Below are 17,358 nucleotides of genomic sequence, written 5' to 3'. Positions count from 1 at the left end.
ATGGTACTGCAGGGGGGACCCTGTGGGAGAGTAGGACGCCGCCGAACAATTCTTGGGAAAGGCCCACGCCGGATGGCGTGGGCCTTTCTGCGTTTAGGGTTGGCCCATGCGCTATGACCTGATCATCTTCGACAACGACGGGGTGCTCGTCGACAGCGAGCCCATCTCCAACCGGCATCTGGCCGCCTATCTGACCGAGTTGGGGCACCCGACGTCGTACGAGGACTCCATCCGGGACTACATGGGCTCGGCGATGCACCGGATCCATGAGCTCGTGCTGGAGCGGACCGGTCAGCGGCTGCCGGACGACTTCGACGACGTCTTCCACGCGCGCGTGTTCGCCGCGTTCGAGCGGGAGCTGCAGCCCGTGGCCGGTGTGGCCGGCGTACTGGAGAAGCTGGCCGCAGACGGGGTGCCGTACTGCGTGGCCTCCTCTGGGAGTCATGCGCGGATCCGGGTCGGGCACCGCACGACCGGGCTCGACCGGTGGTTCGAGGAGGACCGGATCTTCAGTTCCGAGGACGTGGGGCGTGGGAAGCCGGCGCCCGATCTCTTCCTGTACGCGGCGGAGTGTATGGGGGTGGCGCCGGAGCGGTGCCTGGTCGTGGAGGATTCGCCGCTGGGCGTCCAGGCGGCCGTGGCGGCCGGCATGACCGTCTACGGGTTCACCGCGATGACACCGGCGGCCAAGCTGGCGGCCGCCCACCAACTCTTCTCCTCCATGGGTGAGTTGGCCGACCTGCTGGTTTGACGAAAGCCATCGCCCGGTGCCTGACAATTGTCATGCGGACGTCCGGACGATCGTTTCTACTGCCGCACCCCGCGTGGCGGCGAAGCTGAGGGCATGACGAAGAACACGGGGATCCAGAGCCGGACCGAGCAGCGGCAGAAGCAGGAACCGAGCGTGCTGGCCAACTTCAGGCCGCTGCTCCTGGACGTGGCGGTGCCGCTCGGCTCGTACTACCTCTTCAAGGACGCGTTCGGGATGGGCACCTTCGCCGCCCTCGCCTGGAGCAGTGTGGTGCCGGCGCTGAGGACCGTGTGGAGCCTGGTCAAGGAGCGGAGGACCAATGCTCTGGCCGGCCTCATCCTGGTCGTCAACGTCGTCTCGCTGCTGCTGAGCTTCGTGTCCGGTGACCCGCGGCTGATGCTCGCCAAGGACAGCGGGGTCAGCAGTGTCGTCGCCTTCGGCATCCTCGTCTCCGTCCGGCTGGGCAAGCCGATGATGACCGCGGGTATGAAGCCGTTCCTGGTGAAGGGCGACGCGGCGAAGGAGGCCGCCTGGGAGCGGCTCGTCTCCGGGGCGTCGGACCGGTCCGCGGCCTTCCGGAGCAAGGAGAAGGCGTTCTCGGTCGTCTGGGGGCTGGTGCTGCTCGCCGAGTGTGTCGCCCGGGTTGTGGGTGCGTACACCATTCCCGTGGACACGATGGTGTGGCTCGGCAGTGTCTTCCTCGTCGGCGCGATGGTGATCGGATTCGTGGTCGGCGGTGGGCTGGCCGTGGAGCCGATGGAGAAGATGCTCAACGCCGAGGTCGAGGCCGAGGTGACCAAGGCCGGGACGCCCGAGGTCCCTGTAGCCGTCTGAGCCCCCGTTCGGTAAAGCTGAAGGAAATTCATCTTTGGCCGGATCTACCCACAGGTAGCCCGGGGCCCTACGCTCGCCGCCATGACTGATGTGCTGCGGCGCGGCAGGGCCTCGCTGGCGTTCAGCTTCTTCGCCCAAGGCGCCACCTTCGCCCTCCTGGTGACGCGCATCCCGGCCATCCAGGACCGGTACGGCGTCTCCGACGCGCTGCTGCCGGCCTTCCTGGCCGCCGTACCGATCCTCGCCGGTGTCGGCAGTGTGACCACCGAGCAGCTGGTGAGGCGAATACGGCCCAGCCGGCTGCTGCGCTGGTCCCAGCCGGTCGTCCTGCTGGCGCTGCTCGGCGCCGGGGCGGGCGGGCACATCGCGGAGCTGGCGGTGGCGCTGGGCGCGTTCGGGCTGGCCGTGGGGGCGCTGGACGCGTCCATGAACATGCTCGGGGTGAGCCTGCAGCGGTCGTACGGGCGCAGCATCATGCTCAGTTTCCACGCCGCGTACAGCCTGGGCGGGATCCTGGGGGCCTCGCTGGCCTGGGGCGGGGCGCACTGGCATCTCGCGCTGTGGGTGTCGTATCTGCCGGTGGTGGCCGTGCTGCTGCCGGCGACGCTCGTGGGGAGCCGGTGGTACGTCGACGGGGATCCGGCGCCGGTGGGGGAGGACCAGGACCAGGGTCGGGGCACCGGTGTCGTCTTCAAGCTGCTGCTGCCGCTGTGCCTGGTGATGACCTTCGCCTACATCGGGGACTCGACCGTCTCCAACTGGAGCGCGAAGTATCTGAAGGACGTGCTGGGCAGCTCGGAGCAGCTGGCGACGGTGCCGTACAACGTGTACATGGTGACGACGTTGCTGGGGCGGGCCATCGGGGACCTCGGGGTGCGGCGGTTCGGGGCGGTGGCGGTAGTACGGCTCGGGACGCTGGTGGCGGCCGGCGGGTTCGCGGTGGTGGCCTCGGCGCCCGGGGCGTGGGTGGGGATGCTCGGGTTCACACTGCTGGGTCTGGGGTTGTGCGTGCTGGTGCCGCAGACGTTCGCGGCGGCGGGGCGCCTGTTTCCAGGGGCTTCGGACGCGGCCATCGCGCGGTTGAACATTTTCAATTACGTGGGCTTTCTGATCGGTTCGCCGTTGGTCGGTGCTCTGGGCGATGCCTGGAGCTATCGGGGCGCCATGCTCGTGCCGATGGTGTTGGTGCTGGTGACGTTGGTGTACGCCAGGTCGTTCGCCGCTCAACAGGACCGATACGGTGGCGGGCATGAGCGGCCGCGCACAGCTGATGTGGGACGAGGCAGTAACGGGCTATGACTTCGGCCCGGACCATCCGATGGATCCGGTCCGGCTGACACTGACCCGGAAACTGGTGGAGGCCTTCGGGCTCGACCGGGAGATGGAGGTCGTCGCTGCCAAGCCGGCCGGGGAGTCGACGCTGCGGCTGGTCCACCGGGAGGACTACATCGACGCGGTGAAGGCCGCGTCGGCCGCTCCGGCGTCGGCGAACGGGTCGTACGGGCTGGGGACCCTCGATGATCCGGCCTTCGCCGGGATGCACGAGGTGTCCGCGCTGATCGCCGGGCAGTCGGTGGGGGCGGCGGAGGCGGTGTGGCGGGGGGATGCCGAGCACGCCGTGAATTTCGCGGGCGGGCTGCACCATGCGATGCCCGGGGGCGCGTCCGGGTTCTGCGTGTACAACGACGCCTCGCTGGCCATCGCCCGGTTGCTGGAGCTGGGGGCCGAGCGGGTCGCCTATGTGGATGTCGACGTGCATCACGGGGACGGGGTGCAGGCGGCGTTCTGGGAGGATCCGCGGGTCCTGACGATCTCGCTGCACGAGCATCCCCGTACGTTGTTCCCGCAGACCGGGTGGCCGGAGGAGACGGGTGCCGGGGCCGGTGAGGGGGCGGCCGTCAACGTCGCGCTGCCGGCGGGGACCGGGGACGCGGGGTGGGTGCGGGCGTTCCACGCGGTGGTGCCGGAGTTGCTGGCGGAGTTCCGGCCGCAGGTGCTGGTGTCGCAGCACGGGGCGGACACGCACTTCGAGGATCCGCTCGCGCACCTTGCCGTGTCGCTGGACGCGCAGCGGGCGGTGCAGGTGGCGTGCCATGAGCTGGCGCACGAGTACGCCGGGGGGAAGTGGGTCGCGCTGGGGGGCGGCGGGTACGCGGTGGTCGATGTCGTGCCGCGGTCGTGGACGCATCTGGTGGGGATCGCGGCGGGGCGGCCGGTGGCACCGGAGGCGATGATTCCGGAGGCGTGGCGGCAGGAGGTGTTCGCTCGGACCCGGCAGTTCGGGCCGCAGCGGATGACCGATGGGCGGTGGCCGGTGAACTGGGCGTCGTGGGAGTCGGGTTACGACCCCGCGGACCGGCTTGATCAGGCGGTACGGGCCACTCGTCGGGCGGTGTTCCCGCTGCGGGGGCTGCTGCCCTGAACGGACCGGGGGCTCCGCCCGGGATGACTGCTCTCGCCTCCGTTACGCCAACCGTGCGCACTTCCCGCGTTTGCGCCCCCTCTCCCGCAGCCATGCGTCACCATCGCACCCATGTCGACCGGCGGAGCTCTGCGTGCGCATCTGCTGGCTGTTCGGCTTGCCGGGGAGGTGGGGACCTCTCGGGAGGACAGTCTGCGGAGTTATCGGCTGTTCGCGGCCCGGGATCCCCGGGTGCTGATCGGGCTCGATCCCGAAGGGACTTGGGAGCAGCCGGAGTTGCTTGAGCTGATGGCGCAGAAGTGTGGGGTCTCGGGCGATCCCCGGCACACTTCGGGGCCGGATGTGATCGATCCGGAGCGGACGCTGGCCGCGCTGGATGCCTTCGCGGGGCGGATCCGGCAGGTGGCCAGGCGTGGCGCGCCCGTGTTGTTCGGGACCGGGCATCCGCAGCGGCTGCTCGGGTTCTACGCCGACTTGGCGGACGCGCTCTCGGCGGCGGGGTGTGACGTGCTCACTCCCGCGCAGGGTCGCCGTGTCGACATATTGACCCGGTTCGGTCTACGTACGTATCACCTCGGCTACGCACGGCGGGTTGGGTTGGTGCGGGAAACCGACGACGGGCGCCCGGGTTGTGAGCCGGGCGTGCACAGTCATTCGCCGCTGCCGGTTCGGGTCGTGCTGGAGGCCGCGGCGGAGGGCGGTGGGCCGTTGCCCGAACTGGTCGTCGGCGATCACGGCTGGGTCTGCGGCGCTGGTCAGCTGGGGTTCGAGACCATCGGGCTCGCCGACACCGATGATCCGGCGCTGTTCGTGGGGGAGGCAGAGGGGCGCGTGTCCGTCGTCGTTCCGCTTGATGACGCCGTGCGGTCTGAGTACTACCGGCCGCTCACCCGCTACGTACTCAAACGAGCGTGTCTGTCACAGTAGGCCTGCGATGGGTGCACCTCTTCCCCACTTGCATCACCCGCCCCTACATTGGGGAGTGAGCACGCAACGACGAAGAGTCACCGGAAGGGGAAGCCGGTGGCCGTCGAGTGCGGAAGGTTCAGGTGTGTCATGGCTGCAGCTGACGAGAGGCCTCTGAACGAGGTCGTGTTCCTTACCGTGGCGGAGGTCGCCTCGGTGATGCGAGTGTCGAAGATGACCGTGTACCGCCTGGTGCACAGCGGTCATCTGCCCGCGATCCGGGTCGGGCGGTCGTTCCGTGTCCCGGAGCAAGCGGTACACGAGTACCTCCGTGACAGCTATGTGGGGGTGGAGACTGCCTGACGGCAACCCCAGGGTGACCCGGGGTACCCCCCTCGATTACGACCTCGGCGCTCGGTTGGGTAGGCTAGCCCCTCGTAGGTCGTGTGGGCCCATGGCGCCCAAACAACCGAGTGATGAGAAGTGAGCGAGGGTAGTCGTGGGCTCTGTTATCAAGAAGCGGCGCAAGCGGATGGCCAAGAAGAAGCACCGCAAGCTGCTCAAGCGCACGCGCGTTCAGCGCCGCAACAAGAAGTAAGCGGCGTCGCGAGAGCGTGTCACGCTGTGGCCTCCCATCAGCACTGGTGGGGGGCCACAGGCATATCCGGGGCCGGCTGCCGGGGGTGGCAGGCGTGTCCGGGGGAACCCGGCATGTTCCGATGAGTGAATTTCCGTCACTTCGTGCATCGGGTGGTCATCACAGCGCAACATCAACCCGCTAGGTTGGCCGTACGCATCACGTACGAGGGAAGGCGCTGATCTTGGGGAAGGTCGTGCTCGTCACCGGAGTGGCCCGGCAACTGGGCGGCCGGTTCGTACGGCGGATCCAGCGGGATCCGGAGGTCGACCGGGTGATCGCCGTGGACGCGGTGCCGCCGGCGCACCATCTGGGCGGTGCGGACTTCATCCAGGCCGACATCCGGCAGGCGACCATCGCCCGGGTGCTCGCCGAGACGGGAGCCGACACGGTCGTCCACATGGACGTGACCGGCACGGCGCTGGGCAGCGGCAACCGGGCCACGGTCAAGGAGACCAACGTCATCGGCACCATGCAGTTGCTCGGCGCCTGCCAGAAGTCGCCGACCGTGAAGCGGCTGGTGGTCAAGTCCAGTACGAACGTGTACGGCTCGGCGCCGCGCGATCCGGCCGTGTTCACCGAGACGACCCCGCCGAAGTCGCTGCCGAGCGGCGGCTTCGCGAAGGACACCGTCGAGGTCGAGGGGTATGTGCGGGGGTTCGCCCGGCGGCGGCCGGACGTCGCCGTGTGCGTGCTGCGGTTCGCCAACATCCTCGGCCCCGCCGCGGACACCCCGCTCGCCTCCTACTTCGCGCTGCCCGTCCTGCCGACCGTGTTCGGCTACGACCCGCGGCTGCAGTTCGTGCACGAGGACGACGTCGTCGAGGTGCTCAGGATGGCCTCGCACGAACCGCGCCGGGGCACCCTCAACAGCGGCACCTTCAACATCGCCGGGGACGGTGTGCTGCTGCTCTCGCAGTGCTCCCGGCGGCTCGGGCGCCCGACGGTGCCGCTGCTGCTGCCGGCGGTCACCTGGGCGGGGTCGCTGGTGCGTACGCTCGGTATGACGGACTTCTCGCCGGAGCAGATCCGGCTGCTCACGCACGGGCGGGTGGTGGACACGGTCCAGATGCGCGACACGCTGGGCTTCACGCCCAGGTACACGACGGCGGAGACGTTCGCGGACTTCGCGCGCGGCCAGGGCCCCGGGCTGGTGCCGCCTCAGGCCCTCGCGGGGGCCGTCGACCGGATCGCCGCGCTGGCCGCGAAGGGCGGCGGCCGGCCCACGACGCACAGCGCCGACTAGCGCCAACCGAGGAGCGCAGCAACGATGGCGGACGCCAAGGTCATTCCGTTCGACGACGACCGGTCCCGCGGGGGCGCGGTGCAACGCCCGGCGCGGCGCCGGAGCACGGGCAGCCGGCGCGGTGCCCTAGGCGAGGCCGGGGCCCGGGAGATGGGTGAGGTCCAGCCTCTGCCGGGCCGGGGCCAGGCACGGGAAGATGGGCCTGTGAGCCGCGAGGAGAAGCCCCAGAAGCCGGAGGAGCCGCTGGAGCGGTCGGGTGCCGCTGGGCGGGACGACGGCGGCCTGGAGCGGCGGGTGGCGGCCGGGCTGGCCTTTCTGCGGCGCCGGCTGACCGGGGACTACGACGTCGACGACTTCGGTTACGACGCGGAGCTGACCGACCAGGTCCTGATGTCACTGCTGCGGCCGGTGTACGAGAAGTACTTCAGGGTCGAGGTGAAGGGCATCGAGAACATCCCGGCCGAGGGCGGGGCGCTGATCGTCGCCAACCACTCCGGGACGCTGCCGCTGGACGGGCTGATGATGCAGGTCGCGGTGCACGACCATCATCCGGCCGACCGTCATCTGCGGCTGCTGGCGGCCGACTTGGTCTTCGTGCTGCCGGTGGTCAACGAGCTGGCCCGCAAGCTGGGGCACACCCTGGCCTGCGCGGAGGACGCCGAGCGGCTGCTGGCTCAGGGGGAGCTGGTCGGGGTGATGCCGGAGGGCTTCAAGGGCATCGGGAAACCTTTCAGCGAGCGGTACAAGCTGCAGCGGTTCGGGCGGGGTGGCTTTGTGTCGACCGCGCTGCGGCAGGGGGTGCCGATCATTCCGTGCTCGATCGTGGGCGCGGAGGAGATCTATCCGATGATCGGCAACGCGAAGACGCTGGCGCGGGTGCTGGGCTTTCCGTACTTCCCGTTGACGCCGACGTTTCCGTGGCTGGGGCCGCTCGGTGCGATTCCGTTGCCGACCAAGTGGACGATTCAGTTCGGGCAGCCGATTGCGACGGACGGGTATCCGGCGGAGGCGGCCGAGGATCCGATGCTGATGTTCAACCTGACCGATCAGGTGCGGGAGCAGATTCAGCACACGCTGTACAAGCTGTTGGTGCAGCGGCGCTCGGTGTTCTTCTGAACGGGCGGCCGGTCGGCGCTTCCAGCAGACGGACGCCGGGGGCGCCCCATCTGGGTGGGGCACCCCCGGCGTCGTTGCCGTAACGGCGTCAGTGTGTGTCCTCGCTGTCGATGCCCAGGCCCGGGAGGAGGCCGGGGAGGAGCGGGGGGAGGGTGATGTCGGGGGCGGTGGACGGGGGTTTGCCGGTGGACGGGGCGCTGGTGCCGGTGCCCGTCTTCGGTGGCTCCAGCAGGCCGCCCGTGTCGCCGCCGAGCAGGCCCTCGCCGCTGCTGCCGGTGGCCGAGCCGCTCGGGTCGCCCGGGCGTGCGTGCCGGCCGGTGGACGGGGTGGTGCCGGCGGAGCTGGGCGCCGTCGACCGGGCGCCGCCGGAGGAGCCGGTGGATGCCGAGCCGGAGCCCTGGTGCTTGCCGCCGCCGCCCTGGGCGGGTGGCTGCGGGAGCAGGGACTGCAGCGGGGCGACCTCCTGGTCTATGGCGTCGAAGACCGACGAGACCTGCTGTTTGACGTCCCCGAGCTGCACGGGCAGCTTGTCGCTGAGCGCGGTCCACACCTCGCGGTGGGAGCGGGAGAACGTGGACAGGGCCTGGATGGGGCCGAGGGAGTGGGGGTCGGCCTCATAGGCCTCGTGGAGCAGGCGGTGGCCCTCGGTGACGTCCTGCTGCATGCCGGAGAGCGTGCGGCGGATCTCGCCGATGGACTCGTGGTCGAGGTGGCCGCCGCGGCCGCGCTCCAGCAGCCGGCGGGCCTCGTTGAGCCGGGTGGAGGCCTGGTCGAGGTAGGTCTGGCCGCGCTGGTCGTCGCCGTTGGTCAGGTAATTGAGCTTGAAGTCCTCGATGCCGCGTTTGAGGCCGTAGAGGGAATCACCTGGCAGGGCGTTCGAGCTGGCGGCGGCGACTCCGCCGAAGGCTCCCGCGGCCACGCCCACGCTCAGCCCGCCCGCCGCCAGCCCCTTGGTCAGCCGGGAACGCGGGCGGAGTTTGCCCAGCGGACTCGCCCGGTGGGCGGCTCGGGACCGGGAAGAACGCTGATCCGGTACCGACGCGTCCGCCGCCCCCGTGCCCTCCTTGAGCATGGCCTCCATCGCGGCGACCAGCTGGGCGCGCTGCACGACCTTGACCTCGGGGTCGAGCTGCGGCTTGGGCAGCGCGCCGAGGCCCACGGCCAGGGCCAGTAGCTCGCCCCGCTCGGTCTGCTCCTCGGCGGTCGGCGGAGCACCTGCCGGGCCTACGGACTGCTGGGCCGCCGTGTCCCGGTCGGACTGCTCCTCCAGGGCCTGGGCGAAGGCGTTCGCCCGCCGGTGCGCCGATACGTTCGCGATCACTGGCGGCACCTCCTCTCGTCATGACGGTCGACTCCCCAGGGGGTCCTGAGGGTTGCACGTCCGCGACCACTTCACACGATCGAGCGATCAGGGTCTGCCAGGACGTGACCACAGGGAGCCTGTATCCCGCACAACGACTGGCGCGGCACTTGGGTTACGGACGGCGGATGCCCGAATCGTGGCGGCAACGCGCTTTCACGGAGCGTGAGTTGAGTATTGCCGAGAGTTGCCTGGTTCAGCGGGCGTCGTCCGGCAGCAGTCGGGCCAGTGTGCGTACGGCGCGGTACTGGAGGGTCTTGATGGCGCCCTCGTTCTTGCCCATGACGCGGGCGGTCTCGGCGACCGAGAGCCCCTGGAGGAAGCGGAGCGTCACGCACTCCTGCTGCTGCGGGTTGAGCCGGCGCACCGCGTCGAGCAGCGCGGCGTTCGACAGGGACTCCAGGACGGAGTCCTCCGGGGAGCGCTCGACCTCGTTGGCGTCCAGCATCTCGCCGGTGGTGACCTCCAGGCGGAAGCGGCTGGACTTGAAGTGGTCGGCGACCAGGTTACGGGCGATCGTGACCAGCCAGGCTCCGAAGTCGCGGCCCTGCCAGGTGAAGGTGCCGATCCTGCGCAGGGCCCGCAGAAAGGTCTCGCTCGTCAGGTCCTCGGCGGTGGCCCGGCCGCCGACGCGGTAGTAGATGTACCGGTACACCGTGTCGCTGTACTGGTCGTACAGCCGGCCGAAGGCCTCGGCCTCGCCCGCCTGGGCGCGCTCGACCAGGTCCATCATCCGGGCGCTGTCGCTGTCGGCGGCCGGGCGGCGGGCGGTGGCGGCGCCGGCGGAGCGCCCGCGTCTGCCCACGGCGGCGCTGCCTTCGGCCAGTGCGTAGCAGGGGCCTACGGGCGCGGCGGCGGCGAAGGCGGGGACGGCGTACGCGGTCGGGGCGAGGCCGCGCAGCGTCTCTTTGACCGCTGCGACGGTCGCGCGCAGCGTAGCCAGGCCCGAGGCGTCAACCCCGACGTGTGGGTACACGGGACTCCCAGAGGCAGAGCTTCCATCACGTGCAGTGCGGGACCGTTCACCCGTCGTAGCGACGGAGGGGTACCGGTTTGCGTCTGAGGAGAATAACGCTTCGTGCAGGCACTGCTACACCGAGTTGCTCAAATCATCGATTGCGTCGCTTCTGTTACTGATTGACGCCAGCTCAAGTGCCGTATCGTGATCGCTTGTTGACCGAAATCTGGCCGGTTTCGGCGAGGTACGGCGCGTGTTGAAGTGGCCGCGGCATAATCCGGGTCCGATGCCGAGGCTGGTGAGTTCGGGGCGCTGCCCGATGGGAGGTGCCGCTGAGCCGCTATCGGCGCCGTCGGCTCAGGGCGATGGCCGCCGCGGTGCCACCGGCTACCGCGCCGACCCCCGCCGCCGCCGGAATGCCGACCTTCGCCGCCTTCCGGCCGGTGCGGTAGTCGCGCAGGCGCCAGTCCTTCTCGCGGGCGTGTTTGCGCAGCTTGGCGTCGGGGTTGATGGCGTAGGGGTGACCGACCAGGGACAGCATCGGGATGTCGTTGTGGCTGTCGCTGTAGGCCGCGCAGCGGGAGAGGTCGAGGCTCTCCGCCGCGGCCAGGGCGCGGACCGCCTCCGCCTTCGCGGGCCCGTGCAGCGGCTCGCCGACCAGCTTGCCCGTGTAGACGCCGTCCACCGACTCGGCCACCGTGCCGAGCGCGCCGGTCAGGCCCAGGCGGCGGGCGATCACCTGGGCGATCTCCACCGGGGCCGCCGTGACCAGCCACACCTTCTGGCCCGCGTCCAGGTGGGCCTGGGCCAGGGCTCGGGTGCCGGGCCAGATGCGGTCGGCCATGTACTCGTCGTAGATCTCCTCGCCGATCGACTCCAGCTCGGCGACCCGGTGGCCCTTGACGATCGACAGCGCCGAGTCGCGCGCGTCCTGCATGTGCTCGGGGTCCTCGACGCCGGCCAGCCGGAACCAGGCCTGCTGCCAGGCGAACTTGGCGAGGTCGCGCGTCTCGAAGAACTTCCGCTTGTACAGGCCCCGGCCGAAGTGGAACAGCGCGGCGCCCTGCATGACGGTGTTGTCGAGGTCGAAGAAGGCAGCCGCCTTCTCGTCCCCGATCACGGGGAACTCCGGTTCCCTGGCGGTGACCTGCGGCGTTTCCTGCGCTTCCTGCGAGGACTTGCGGGCAGCCTCCGCCGAGGCTTCGCCGGCCAACACGCTGCGCGCGGTGGCGGAGCGCCTACGGGGAGTGAGCCATCCGAGAGCGGCCATGTCGTGAGCATAGCCAGTTTGTTCGGTGGTTCCGTCAGTCGCGAGGTTGGATGCGCGTGAACTCTCCGCGACCGGGCCGTTAAAGAGCTGATCCGAAGCGTGCACGGCGCGCGCGACAATGGCCGGTATGAGTCCGCTTTTCCGCCGCAAGGCCGCCCCCGCCGACCCCCGTGACCGGCTGGTCACGCTCATCCGCAAGCCCGGCTGTCATCTCTGCGACGACGCGCAGGTCGTGATCGAGAAGGTCTGCGCAGAACTCGGCGTGTCCTGGGAGCAGAAGGACATCACCGAGGACCCGGTGCTCCATGACCAGTACTGGGAGCAGATCCCGGTCGTACTGGTCGATGGTGAACAGCACACCTTCTGGCGCGTGAACGAGGAGCGGCTGCGCCGGGCACTGACCGACTAGTCCAAACCGGTCGGAAAGTCGCTTAGGATCGACGGCGGTCTGATCTCGGGGGCGGGATTCGTGAGGAGAGTGTGCGGTTTTGCCCCCAGTAACGAAGGAACGTCGGTGCGTATGCACCGGTTCCCGTCAAGGGCGTGAAAGGTGCGTGACCCCGGTCACTTCTGCCGGGCAAATCGGACACCATCTTTGTGCACGCGTTCACAAAGACATAGCCTGCTGTCCACGGGGCGGTCTGGGGACGTATGACCGCCTGCAGCCCCGCTCTACCCGCAGGAGCACCGTGGCAACTGGCCGAACACACCGACCGGCGACCCGTAGCCGAGGGATTCCCGAGGCCACCGTCGCCAGGCTTCCGCTGTACCTCCGAGCCCTGACCGCACTGTCGGAGCGCTCGGTACCCACGGTCTCCTCCGAGGAGCTGGCGGCCGCGGCGGGGGTCAACTCCGCCAAGCTGCGCAAGGACTTCTCCTACCTGGGCTCCTACGGAACGCGCGGTGTCGGCTACGACGTGGAGTATCTCGTCTACCAGATCTCCCGTGAACTCGGCCTGACCCAGGACTGGCCGGTTGTGATCGTCGGTATCGGTAACCTCGGCGCCGCCCTGGCCAATTACGGCGGGTTCGCCTCCCGTGGTTTCCGGGTGGCCGCGCTGATCGACGCCGATCCCGCGATGGCCGGAAAGCCCGTCGCCGGTATCCCGGTGCAGCACACCGACGACCTGGAAAAGATCATCAAGGGCAACGGGGTGTCCATCGGCGTCATCGCCACTCCCGCCGGTGCCGCCCAGCAGGTCTGCGACCGGCTCGTGGCCGCCGGGGTCACCTCCATCCTGAACTTCGCGCCGACCGTGCTGTCCGTCCCGGACGGCGTCGACGTGCGCAAGGTCGACCTCTCGATCGAGCTCCAGATCCTCGCCTTCCACGAGCAGCGCAAGGCCGGCGAGGAGACCACGGCCGGTGACGTCGGCTCGCTGCCCGCCACCGCGCACGACGCGTCCGCCGACCAGGGGCCCGACGGGGACGTACCCGCCGTGATGCCGGCATGAGTCTCCTCGTCGTCGGGCTGAGCCACCGCAGCGCCCCGGTGAGCGTGCTGGAGCGGGCCGCGCTGGGCGCGGACGCCCAGATCAAACTGCTGCAGGACACGGTCGCCGCCGAGCCGGCCACCGAGGCCGCGGTGCTCGCCACCTGCAACCGCATCGAGCTGTACGCCGACGTGGACAAGTTCCACGCCGGTGTCGCCGAGCTGTCCACGCTGCTCGCCCAGCACAGCGGCGTCGGCCTGGAGGAGCTCACCCCGTACCTCTACGTGCACTACGAGGACCGGGCCGTCCACCACCTGTTCTCGGTGGCCTGCGGCCTGGACTCGATGGTTGTCGGCGAGGGGCAGATCCTCGGCCAGATCAAGGACTCCCTGGCCAAGGCGCAGGAGCTGCACAGCGCCGGCAAGCTGATGAACGACCTGTTCCAGCAGGGCCTGCGGGTCGGCAAGCGCGCCCACTCCGAGACCGGCATCGACCGCGCCGGACAGTCCCTGGTCACCTTCGGCCTGGAGCAGCTGGCCGTCGGCGGATCCGTCGTGGACTGGGCCGCGGGCAAGAAGGCGCTGGTCATCGGCGCCGGGTCGATGTCCTCGCTGGCCGCAGCCACGCTCGCGCGGGCCGGGGTCGCCGAGGTCGTCGTCGCCAACCGCACCTTCGAGCGCGCCGAGCGGCTCGCGCAGATACTGGCCGAGGCCGACGACAACGCGGTGGCCGCCCGCGCGGTACGGATGGACGCCGTGCCGGACGAGCTGACACGTGCCGACGTCGTCGTCTCCTGTACCGGCGCGACGGGCCTGGTGCTCACGGCGGAGGCGGTCGCGAAGGCGGTCGAGGGCCGCACCGGCGCACCCGTCGCCGACACCGGTCTCACGGCCGTGAAGGCGGGGAAGACCGAGGCCCCGCTGCCGCCCACCACCGGCGGCGCCGACGAGAACTGCCCGCTGGACCTGGCCGCCGTGCAGCCCGGCTTCTCCCTCATGGGCGAGGCCGCCGTGGCGGGCATGGACGCGGCCACCCTGGAGCAGCACGCGGCCTGGGCCGCAGGCAGAACGATCGACCGCCCCGGCCGCCGTACCCCCGAGGCGGACGCCGAGCTGATCACCGCGCTCGCCGCCACCGCCGCGAGCGTGGGCCGGATCCCCGAGCGGCGCAGGCCGGAGCCGCCGGCCGAGCGCCCGGCGCCCTCCCTCTTCCTGCTCGACCTGGCCATGCCCCGGGACATCGACGCGGCCGTGCACCGGCTGGCCGGGGTGCGGCTCGTCGACATCGAGTCGCTGGCGGAAGCCTCCGCCGACGCGCCGATGGCGGCCGATGTGGACCAGGTCCGGCGTATCGTCTCCGACGAGGTCGCGGCCTTCGGCGCGGCACAGCGGGCGGCACACATCACGCCGACCGTGGTCGCGCTGCGCACCATGGCCGCCGACGTCGTCGCCGGTGAGATCGCGCGGCTCGACGGCCGCCTGCCCGACCTGGACGAACGCCAGCGCGGCGAGATCCGGCAGGCCGTGCACCGGGTCGTCGACAAGCTGCTGCACGCGCCGACCGTACGGGTCAAGCAGCTCGCGGCCGAGCCCGGCGGCGCCGGGTACGCGGACGCGCTGCGCACCCTGTTCGACCTCGACCCCGAGACGGTCGCCGCCGTCTCCCGGGCCGAGGACAGCACAGACAAGAAGGACCGACCGGCATGACTGAGAAGGCACTGAGGCTGGGGACCAGGCGCAGCAAACTCGCCATGGCCCAGTCCGGGCAGGTGGCGGAGGCCGTCCACCGGGTGACCGGGCGGCCCGTCGAGCTGGTCGAGATCACCACGTACGGCGATGTCTCCCGCGAGGCCCTCGCCCAGATCGGCGGCACCGGCGTGTTCGTCACGGCGCTGCGCGACGCGCTGATACGTGGCGAGGTCGACTTCGCGGTTCATTCGCTCAAGGACCTGCCGACCACGCAGCCCGAGGAACTGGTCCTGGCCGCCGTACCGGTGCGCGAGGATCCGCGGGACGTGATCGTCGCCCGGGACGCGCTGAAGTTCACGGACCTGCCGCGCGGGGCGCGCATCGGCACGGGTTCGCCGCGCCGCATGGCGCAGCTGAACGCGTACGCCCGCGCCCACGGCCTGGACATCGAGACGGTCCCGATCCGCGGCAACGTCGACACCCGGATCCGGTACGTCCACGACGGCGAACTCGACGCCGTCGTACTGGCCGCCGCCGGACTGAACCGGATAGGCCGGATCGACGAGGTGACCGACTTCCTGTCGGTCGACACGGTTCTGCCCGCCCCCGGCCAGGGGGCACTGGCGATCGAGTGTGCCGCGGACAACGCGGACCTGATCGCGGCGCTCGGCGAACTCGACGACCCGTTCACACGGGCCGCCGTGACCGCCGAACGGTCACTGCTCGCCGCCCTGGAAGCCGGCTGCAGCGCCCCTGTGGGCGCGCTGGCCGACTTGCTGGCCGACGGGCAGTTTGTCAAGGAAATGCGCCTGCGCGGCGTCGTCGGCACGACCGACGGCACCCGCATGGTGCAGCTGTCCACCACCGGTCCCGTGCCCCAGACGCACGACCAGGCGCTGGCACTCGGTCGCGACCTCGCCACCGAGATGCTCGCCCAGGGCGCGGCCGGTCTGATGGGGGAGCGAGCACATTGAGCCCCACCGCCCTTCCTGCCGCCGGTCCGGAACACGGGCACGTCACCTTCCTCGGTGCCGGACCCGGAGATCCGGGACTGCTGACTCTGCGCGCCGTGGAGGCGCTGTCGAACGCGGACGTCCTGGTCGCCGAGCACGAGGTGCTCGACGTGATCCGGACGCACGCCCGACAGGGCGTCTCCGTCGTACGGACGGACGCAGACCCTTCTTCGGTCTCGCCGCCGGGCACCGGCACGCCCCAGCTGACGGTCGTTGACGGCACGTCAACAACCGCCGCTGTCCCGGCCGCTGCCCGGGATGCCGCTCATCTTGTCATGGAGGCTGCGCGGGGCGGCAGGCGGGTCGTCCGTGCGGTGTCCGGGGACCCGGGACTTGATACGTACGCGGCCGAGGAAATGCTCGCCTGCGCCGCCGCCGGGGTGCCCTTCGAGGTGGTCCCGGGTGTCGCGGCGGCGGTCGGTGTGCCCGCGTACGCCGGTGTGCCGCTGCGGGACGCCGAGGGCGCGGACGTCCGCTTCGTGGACGCCCGTACGGCCTCGGACCGCTGCTGGACCGAGGTCGGCGCCTCGGACGGCACGGTCGTCGTCTCCACGACCCTGGACTCGGTCGCCGCGGCGGCGGCCGAGCTGGTCTCGGCGGGCCGCAAGCCGGACACCCCGCTGACGGTGACGATCGCCGGTACGACGACGCGCCAGCGCACCTGGGCGGCGACGCTCGGCACGATCGCGCAGACCCTGAAGCAGGCGAAGGTGCTGCCCTCCCCGGACGGCGGCCGGCCGGTGATAGCCGTGGTCGGCGAGCGTTCCGCCGCCGCCCGGCGCGACCAGCTGTCGTGGTTCGAGTCCAAGCCGCTGTTCGGCTGGAAGGTGCTCGTGCCGCGCACGAAGGAGCAGGCGGCGTCGCTCTCCGACCAGCTGCGGTCCTACGGCGCGGTGCCGCACGAGGTCCCGACGATCGCGGTGGAGCCCCCGCGCACCCCGCAGCAGATGGAACGTGCGGTCAAGGGCCTGGTCACCGGCCGCTACGAGTGGATCGCCTTCACGTCGGTCAACGCGGTGAAGGCGGTGCGCGAGAAGTTCGAGGAGTACGGCCTCGACGCGCGTGCCTTCGCGGGCATCAAGGTGGCCGCGGTGGGCGAGCAGACGGCCAAGGCGCTGGTCGCCTTCGGCGTGAAGCCGGACCTGGTGCCGAGCGGTGAGCAGTCGGCGGCGGGCCTCCTGGAGGACTGGCCGCCGTACGACCCGGTGTTCGACCCGATCGACCGTGTCTTCCTGCCCCGCGCGGACATCGCCACGGAGACGCTGGTCGCCGGCCTCATCGAGCTGGGCTGGGAGGTCGACGACGTGACCGCCTACCGGACGGTCCGCGCCTCGCCGCCGCCGGCCGAGACCCGCGAGGCGATCAAGGGCGGTGGCTTCGACGCGGTCCTCTTCACGTCGTCGTCCACGGTCCGCAACCTGGTGGGCATCGCGGGCAAGCCGCACAACGTGACAGTGATCGCGTGCATCGGCCCGGCCACGGCGAAGACGGCCGAGGAGCATGGCCTGCGGGTGGATGTCATGGCCCCGGAGCCGTCCGTCCACAAGCTGGCCGAGGCACTGGCCGACTTCGGCCTCAAGCGGCGCGCCGTCGCACTGGAGAACGGGGACCCGGTGACGCGACCCAGCGAGCGCCGGCCGGGGGCGCGCCGGCGTCGTACGACGACCTGAGGCGCCAGGGGGCTCCGCTTGCCTGCCCACCCTCCAGCCGACCGAGTCGGGTGG

At 70.6% G+C, this 17,358-nt stretch carries 17 protein-coding genes; 14 read left to right on the top strand and 3 right to left on the bottom strand.

Annotation, left to right across the window (positions count from 1 at the left end):
- The first annotated feature begins 106 nt into the window (after positions 1-106).
- The 9 genes from ACFYOH_RS41765 to ACFYOH_RS41725 all read left to right on the top strand — a co-directional run bounded on the left by ACFYOH_RS41765 (position 107) and on the right by ACFYOH_RS41725 (position 7,912).
- The gene (locus tag ACFYOH_RS41765) at positions 107-751 is read left to right on the top strand and encodes an HAD family hydrolase (RefSeq protein ID WP_388636765.1); all 645 of its coding nucleotides are present in this window, start codon (positions 107-109) and stop codon (positions 749-751) included.
- A 93-nt stretch (positions 752-844) separates the two neighbouring features.
- Complete coding sequence (locus ACFYOH_RS41760; RefSeq protein WP_388636762.1) at positions 845-1,585, top strand: VC0807 family protein; 741 nt, start codon at positions 845-847, stop codon at positions 1,583-1,585.
- A gap of 81 nt (positions 1,586-1,666) precedes the next feature.
- Positions 1,667-2,884 (top strand): MFS transporter, encoded by a 1,218-nt coding sequence (locus ACFYOH_RS41755; protein ID WP_388636759.1) that lies wholly within the window; start codon positions 1,667-1,669, stop codon positions 2,882-2,884.
- The gene (locus ACFYOH_RS41750; RefSeq protein ID WP_388636756.1) at positions 2,835-4,007 is read left to right on the top strand and encodes an acetoin utilization protein AcuC; all 1,173 of its coding nucleotides are present in this window, start codon (positions 2,835-2,837) and stop codon (positions 4,005-4,007) included. Before ACFYOH_RS41755 ends, ACFYOH_RS41750 begins: the two co-directional genes overlap by 50 nt.
- A gap of 111 nt (positions 4,008-4,118) precedes the next feature.
- Entirely contained in the window at positions 4,119-4,934 is an 816-nt protein-coding gene (locus tag ACFYOH_RS41745) for a phosphatase (protein WP_388636753.1), read from the top strand.
- 129 nt (positions 4,935-5,063) lie between these two features.
- On the top strand, positions 5,064-5,276 hold the full coding sequence (locus ACFYOH_RS41740) for a helix-turn-helix domain-containing protein (RefSeq protein WP_159045602.1): 213 nt from the start codon (positions 5,064-5,066) through the stop codon (positions 5,274-5,276).
- Between the two features lie 136 nt (positions 5,277-5,412).
- A complete protein-coding gene (locus tag ACFYOH_RS41735) occupies positions 5,413-5,511 on the top strand; it encodes a 30S ribosomal protein bS22 (protein WP_003948845.1) in 99 nt (32 codons plus the stop codon).
- A gap of 223 nt (positions 5,512-5,734) precedes the next feature.
- On the top strand, positions 5,735-6,796 hold the full coding sequence (locus tag ACFYOH_RS41730; protein WP_388636750.1) for an NAD-dependent epimerase/dehydratase family protein: 1,062 nt from the start codon (positions 5,735-5,737) through the stop codon (positions 6,794-6,796).
- 24 nt (positions 6,797-6,820) lie between these two features.
- Entirely contained in the window at positions 6,821-7,912 is a 1,092-nt protein-coding gene (locus tag ACFYOH_RS41725; RefSeq protein ID WP_388636748.1) for a lysophospholipid acyltransferase family protein, read from the top strand.
- Positions 7,913-8,000: 88 nt separating this feature from the next.
- Here the strand turns inward: ACFYOH_RS41725 and ACFYOH_RS41720 are convergent, their stop codons facing one another.
- From ACFYOH_RS41720 to ACFYOH_RS41710, 3 genes are all read right to left on the bottom strand, one after another.
- A complete protein-coding gene (locus ACFYOH_RS41720; protein ID WP_388636745.1) occupies positions 8,001-9,233 on the bottom strand; it encodes a DUF5667 domain-containing protein in 1,233 nt (410 codons plus the stop codon).
- 235 nt (positions 9,234-9,468) lie between these two features.
- Complete coding sequence (locus ACFYOH_RS41715) at positions 9,469-10,248, bottom strand: ECF subfamily RNA polymerase sigma factor, BldN family (RefSeq protein ID WP_388636742.1); 780 nt, start codon at positions 10,246-10,248, stop codon at positions 9,469-9,471.
- Positions 10,249-10,570: 322 nt separating this feature from the next.
- Complete coding sequence (locus ACFYOH_RS41710) at positions 10,571-11,500, bottom strand: HAD family hydrolase (protein ID WP_388636739.1); 930 nt, start codon at positions 11,498-11,500, stop codon at positions 10,571-10,573.
- 127 nt (positions 11,501-11,627) lie between these two features.
- Between ACFYOH_RS41710 and ACFYOH_RS41705 the strand changes: the two genes are divergently transcribed.
- From ACFYOH_RS41705 to ACFYOH_RS41685, 5 genes are all read left to right on the top strand, one after another.
- Positions 11,628-11,909 carry a glutaredoxin family protein gene (locus ACFYOH_RS41705; protein ID WP_388636736.1) on the top strand — a complete coding sequence of 94 codons (282 nt, stop codon included), beginning with the start codon at positions 11,628-11,630 and terminating at the stop codon, positions 11,907-11,909.
- A 280-nt stretch (positions 11,910-12,189) separates the two neighbouring features.
- Positions 12,190-12,954: a redox-sensing transcriptional repressor Rex gene (locus tag ACFYOH_RS41700; protein ID WP_388636733.1), complete on the top strand. Its 765-nt coding sequence runs from the start codon at positions 12,190-12,192 to the stop codon at positions 12,952-12,954.
- Positions 12,951-14,639 (top strand): glutamyl-tRNA reductase, encoded by a 1,689-nt coding sequence (locus ACFYOH_RS41695; protein WP_388636730.1) that lies wholly within the window; start codon positions 12,951-12,953, stop codon positions 14,637-14,639. The genes ACFYOH_RS41700 and ACFYOH_RS41695 overlap by 4 nt, the downstream gene beginning before the upstream one ends.
- Complete coding sequence (hemC, locus tag ACFYOH_RS41690) at positions 14,636-15,595, top strand: hydroxymethylbilane synthase (protein WP_388636727.1); 960 nt, start codon at positions 14,636-14,638, stop codon at positions 15,593-15,595. The genes ACFYOH_RS41695 and hemC overlap by 4 nt, the downstream gene beginning before the upstream one ends.
- Positions 15,592-17,304, top strand: a complete 1,713-nt coding sequence (locus tag ACFYOH_RS41685) for a uroporphyrinogen-III synthase (RefSeq protein WP_388636724.1) — start codon at positions 15,592-15,594, stop codon at positions 17,302-17,304. The genes hemC and ACFYOH_RS41685 overlap by 4 nt, the downstream gene beginning before the upstream one ends.
- Positions 17,305-17,358: the final 54 nt, after the last annotated feature.

It is taken from the genome of Streptomyces sp. NPDC007856 (assembly GCF_042868225.1).
GTDB lineage: Bacteria > Actinomycetota > Actinomycetes > Streptomycetales > Streptomycetaceae > Streptomyces.
This window is presented reverse-complemented; position numbering and strand designations above follow the sequence as displayed.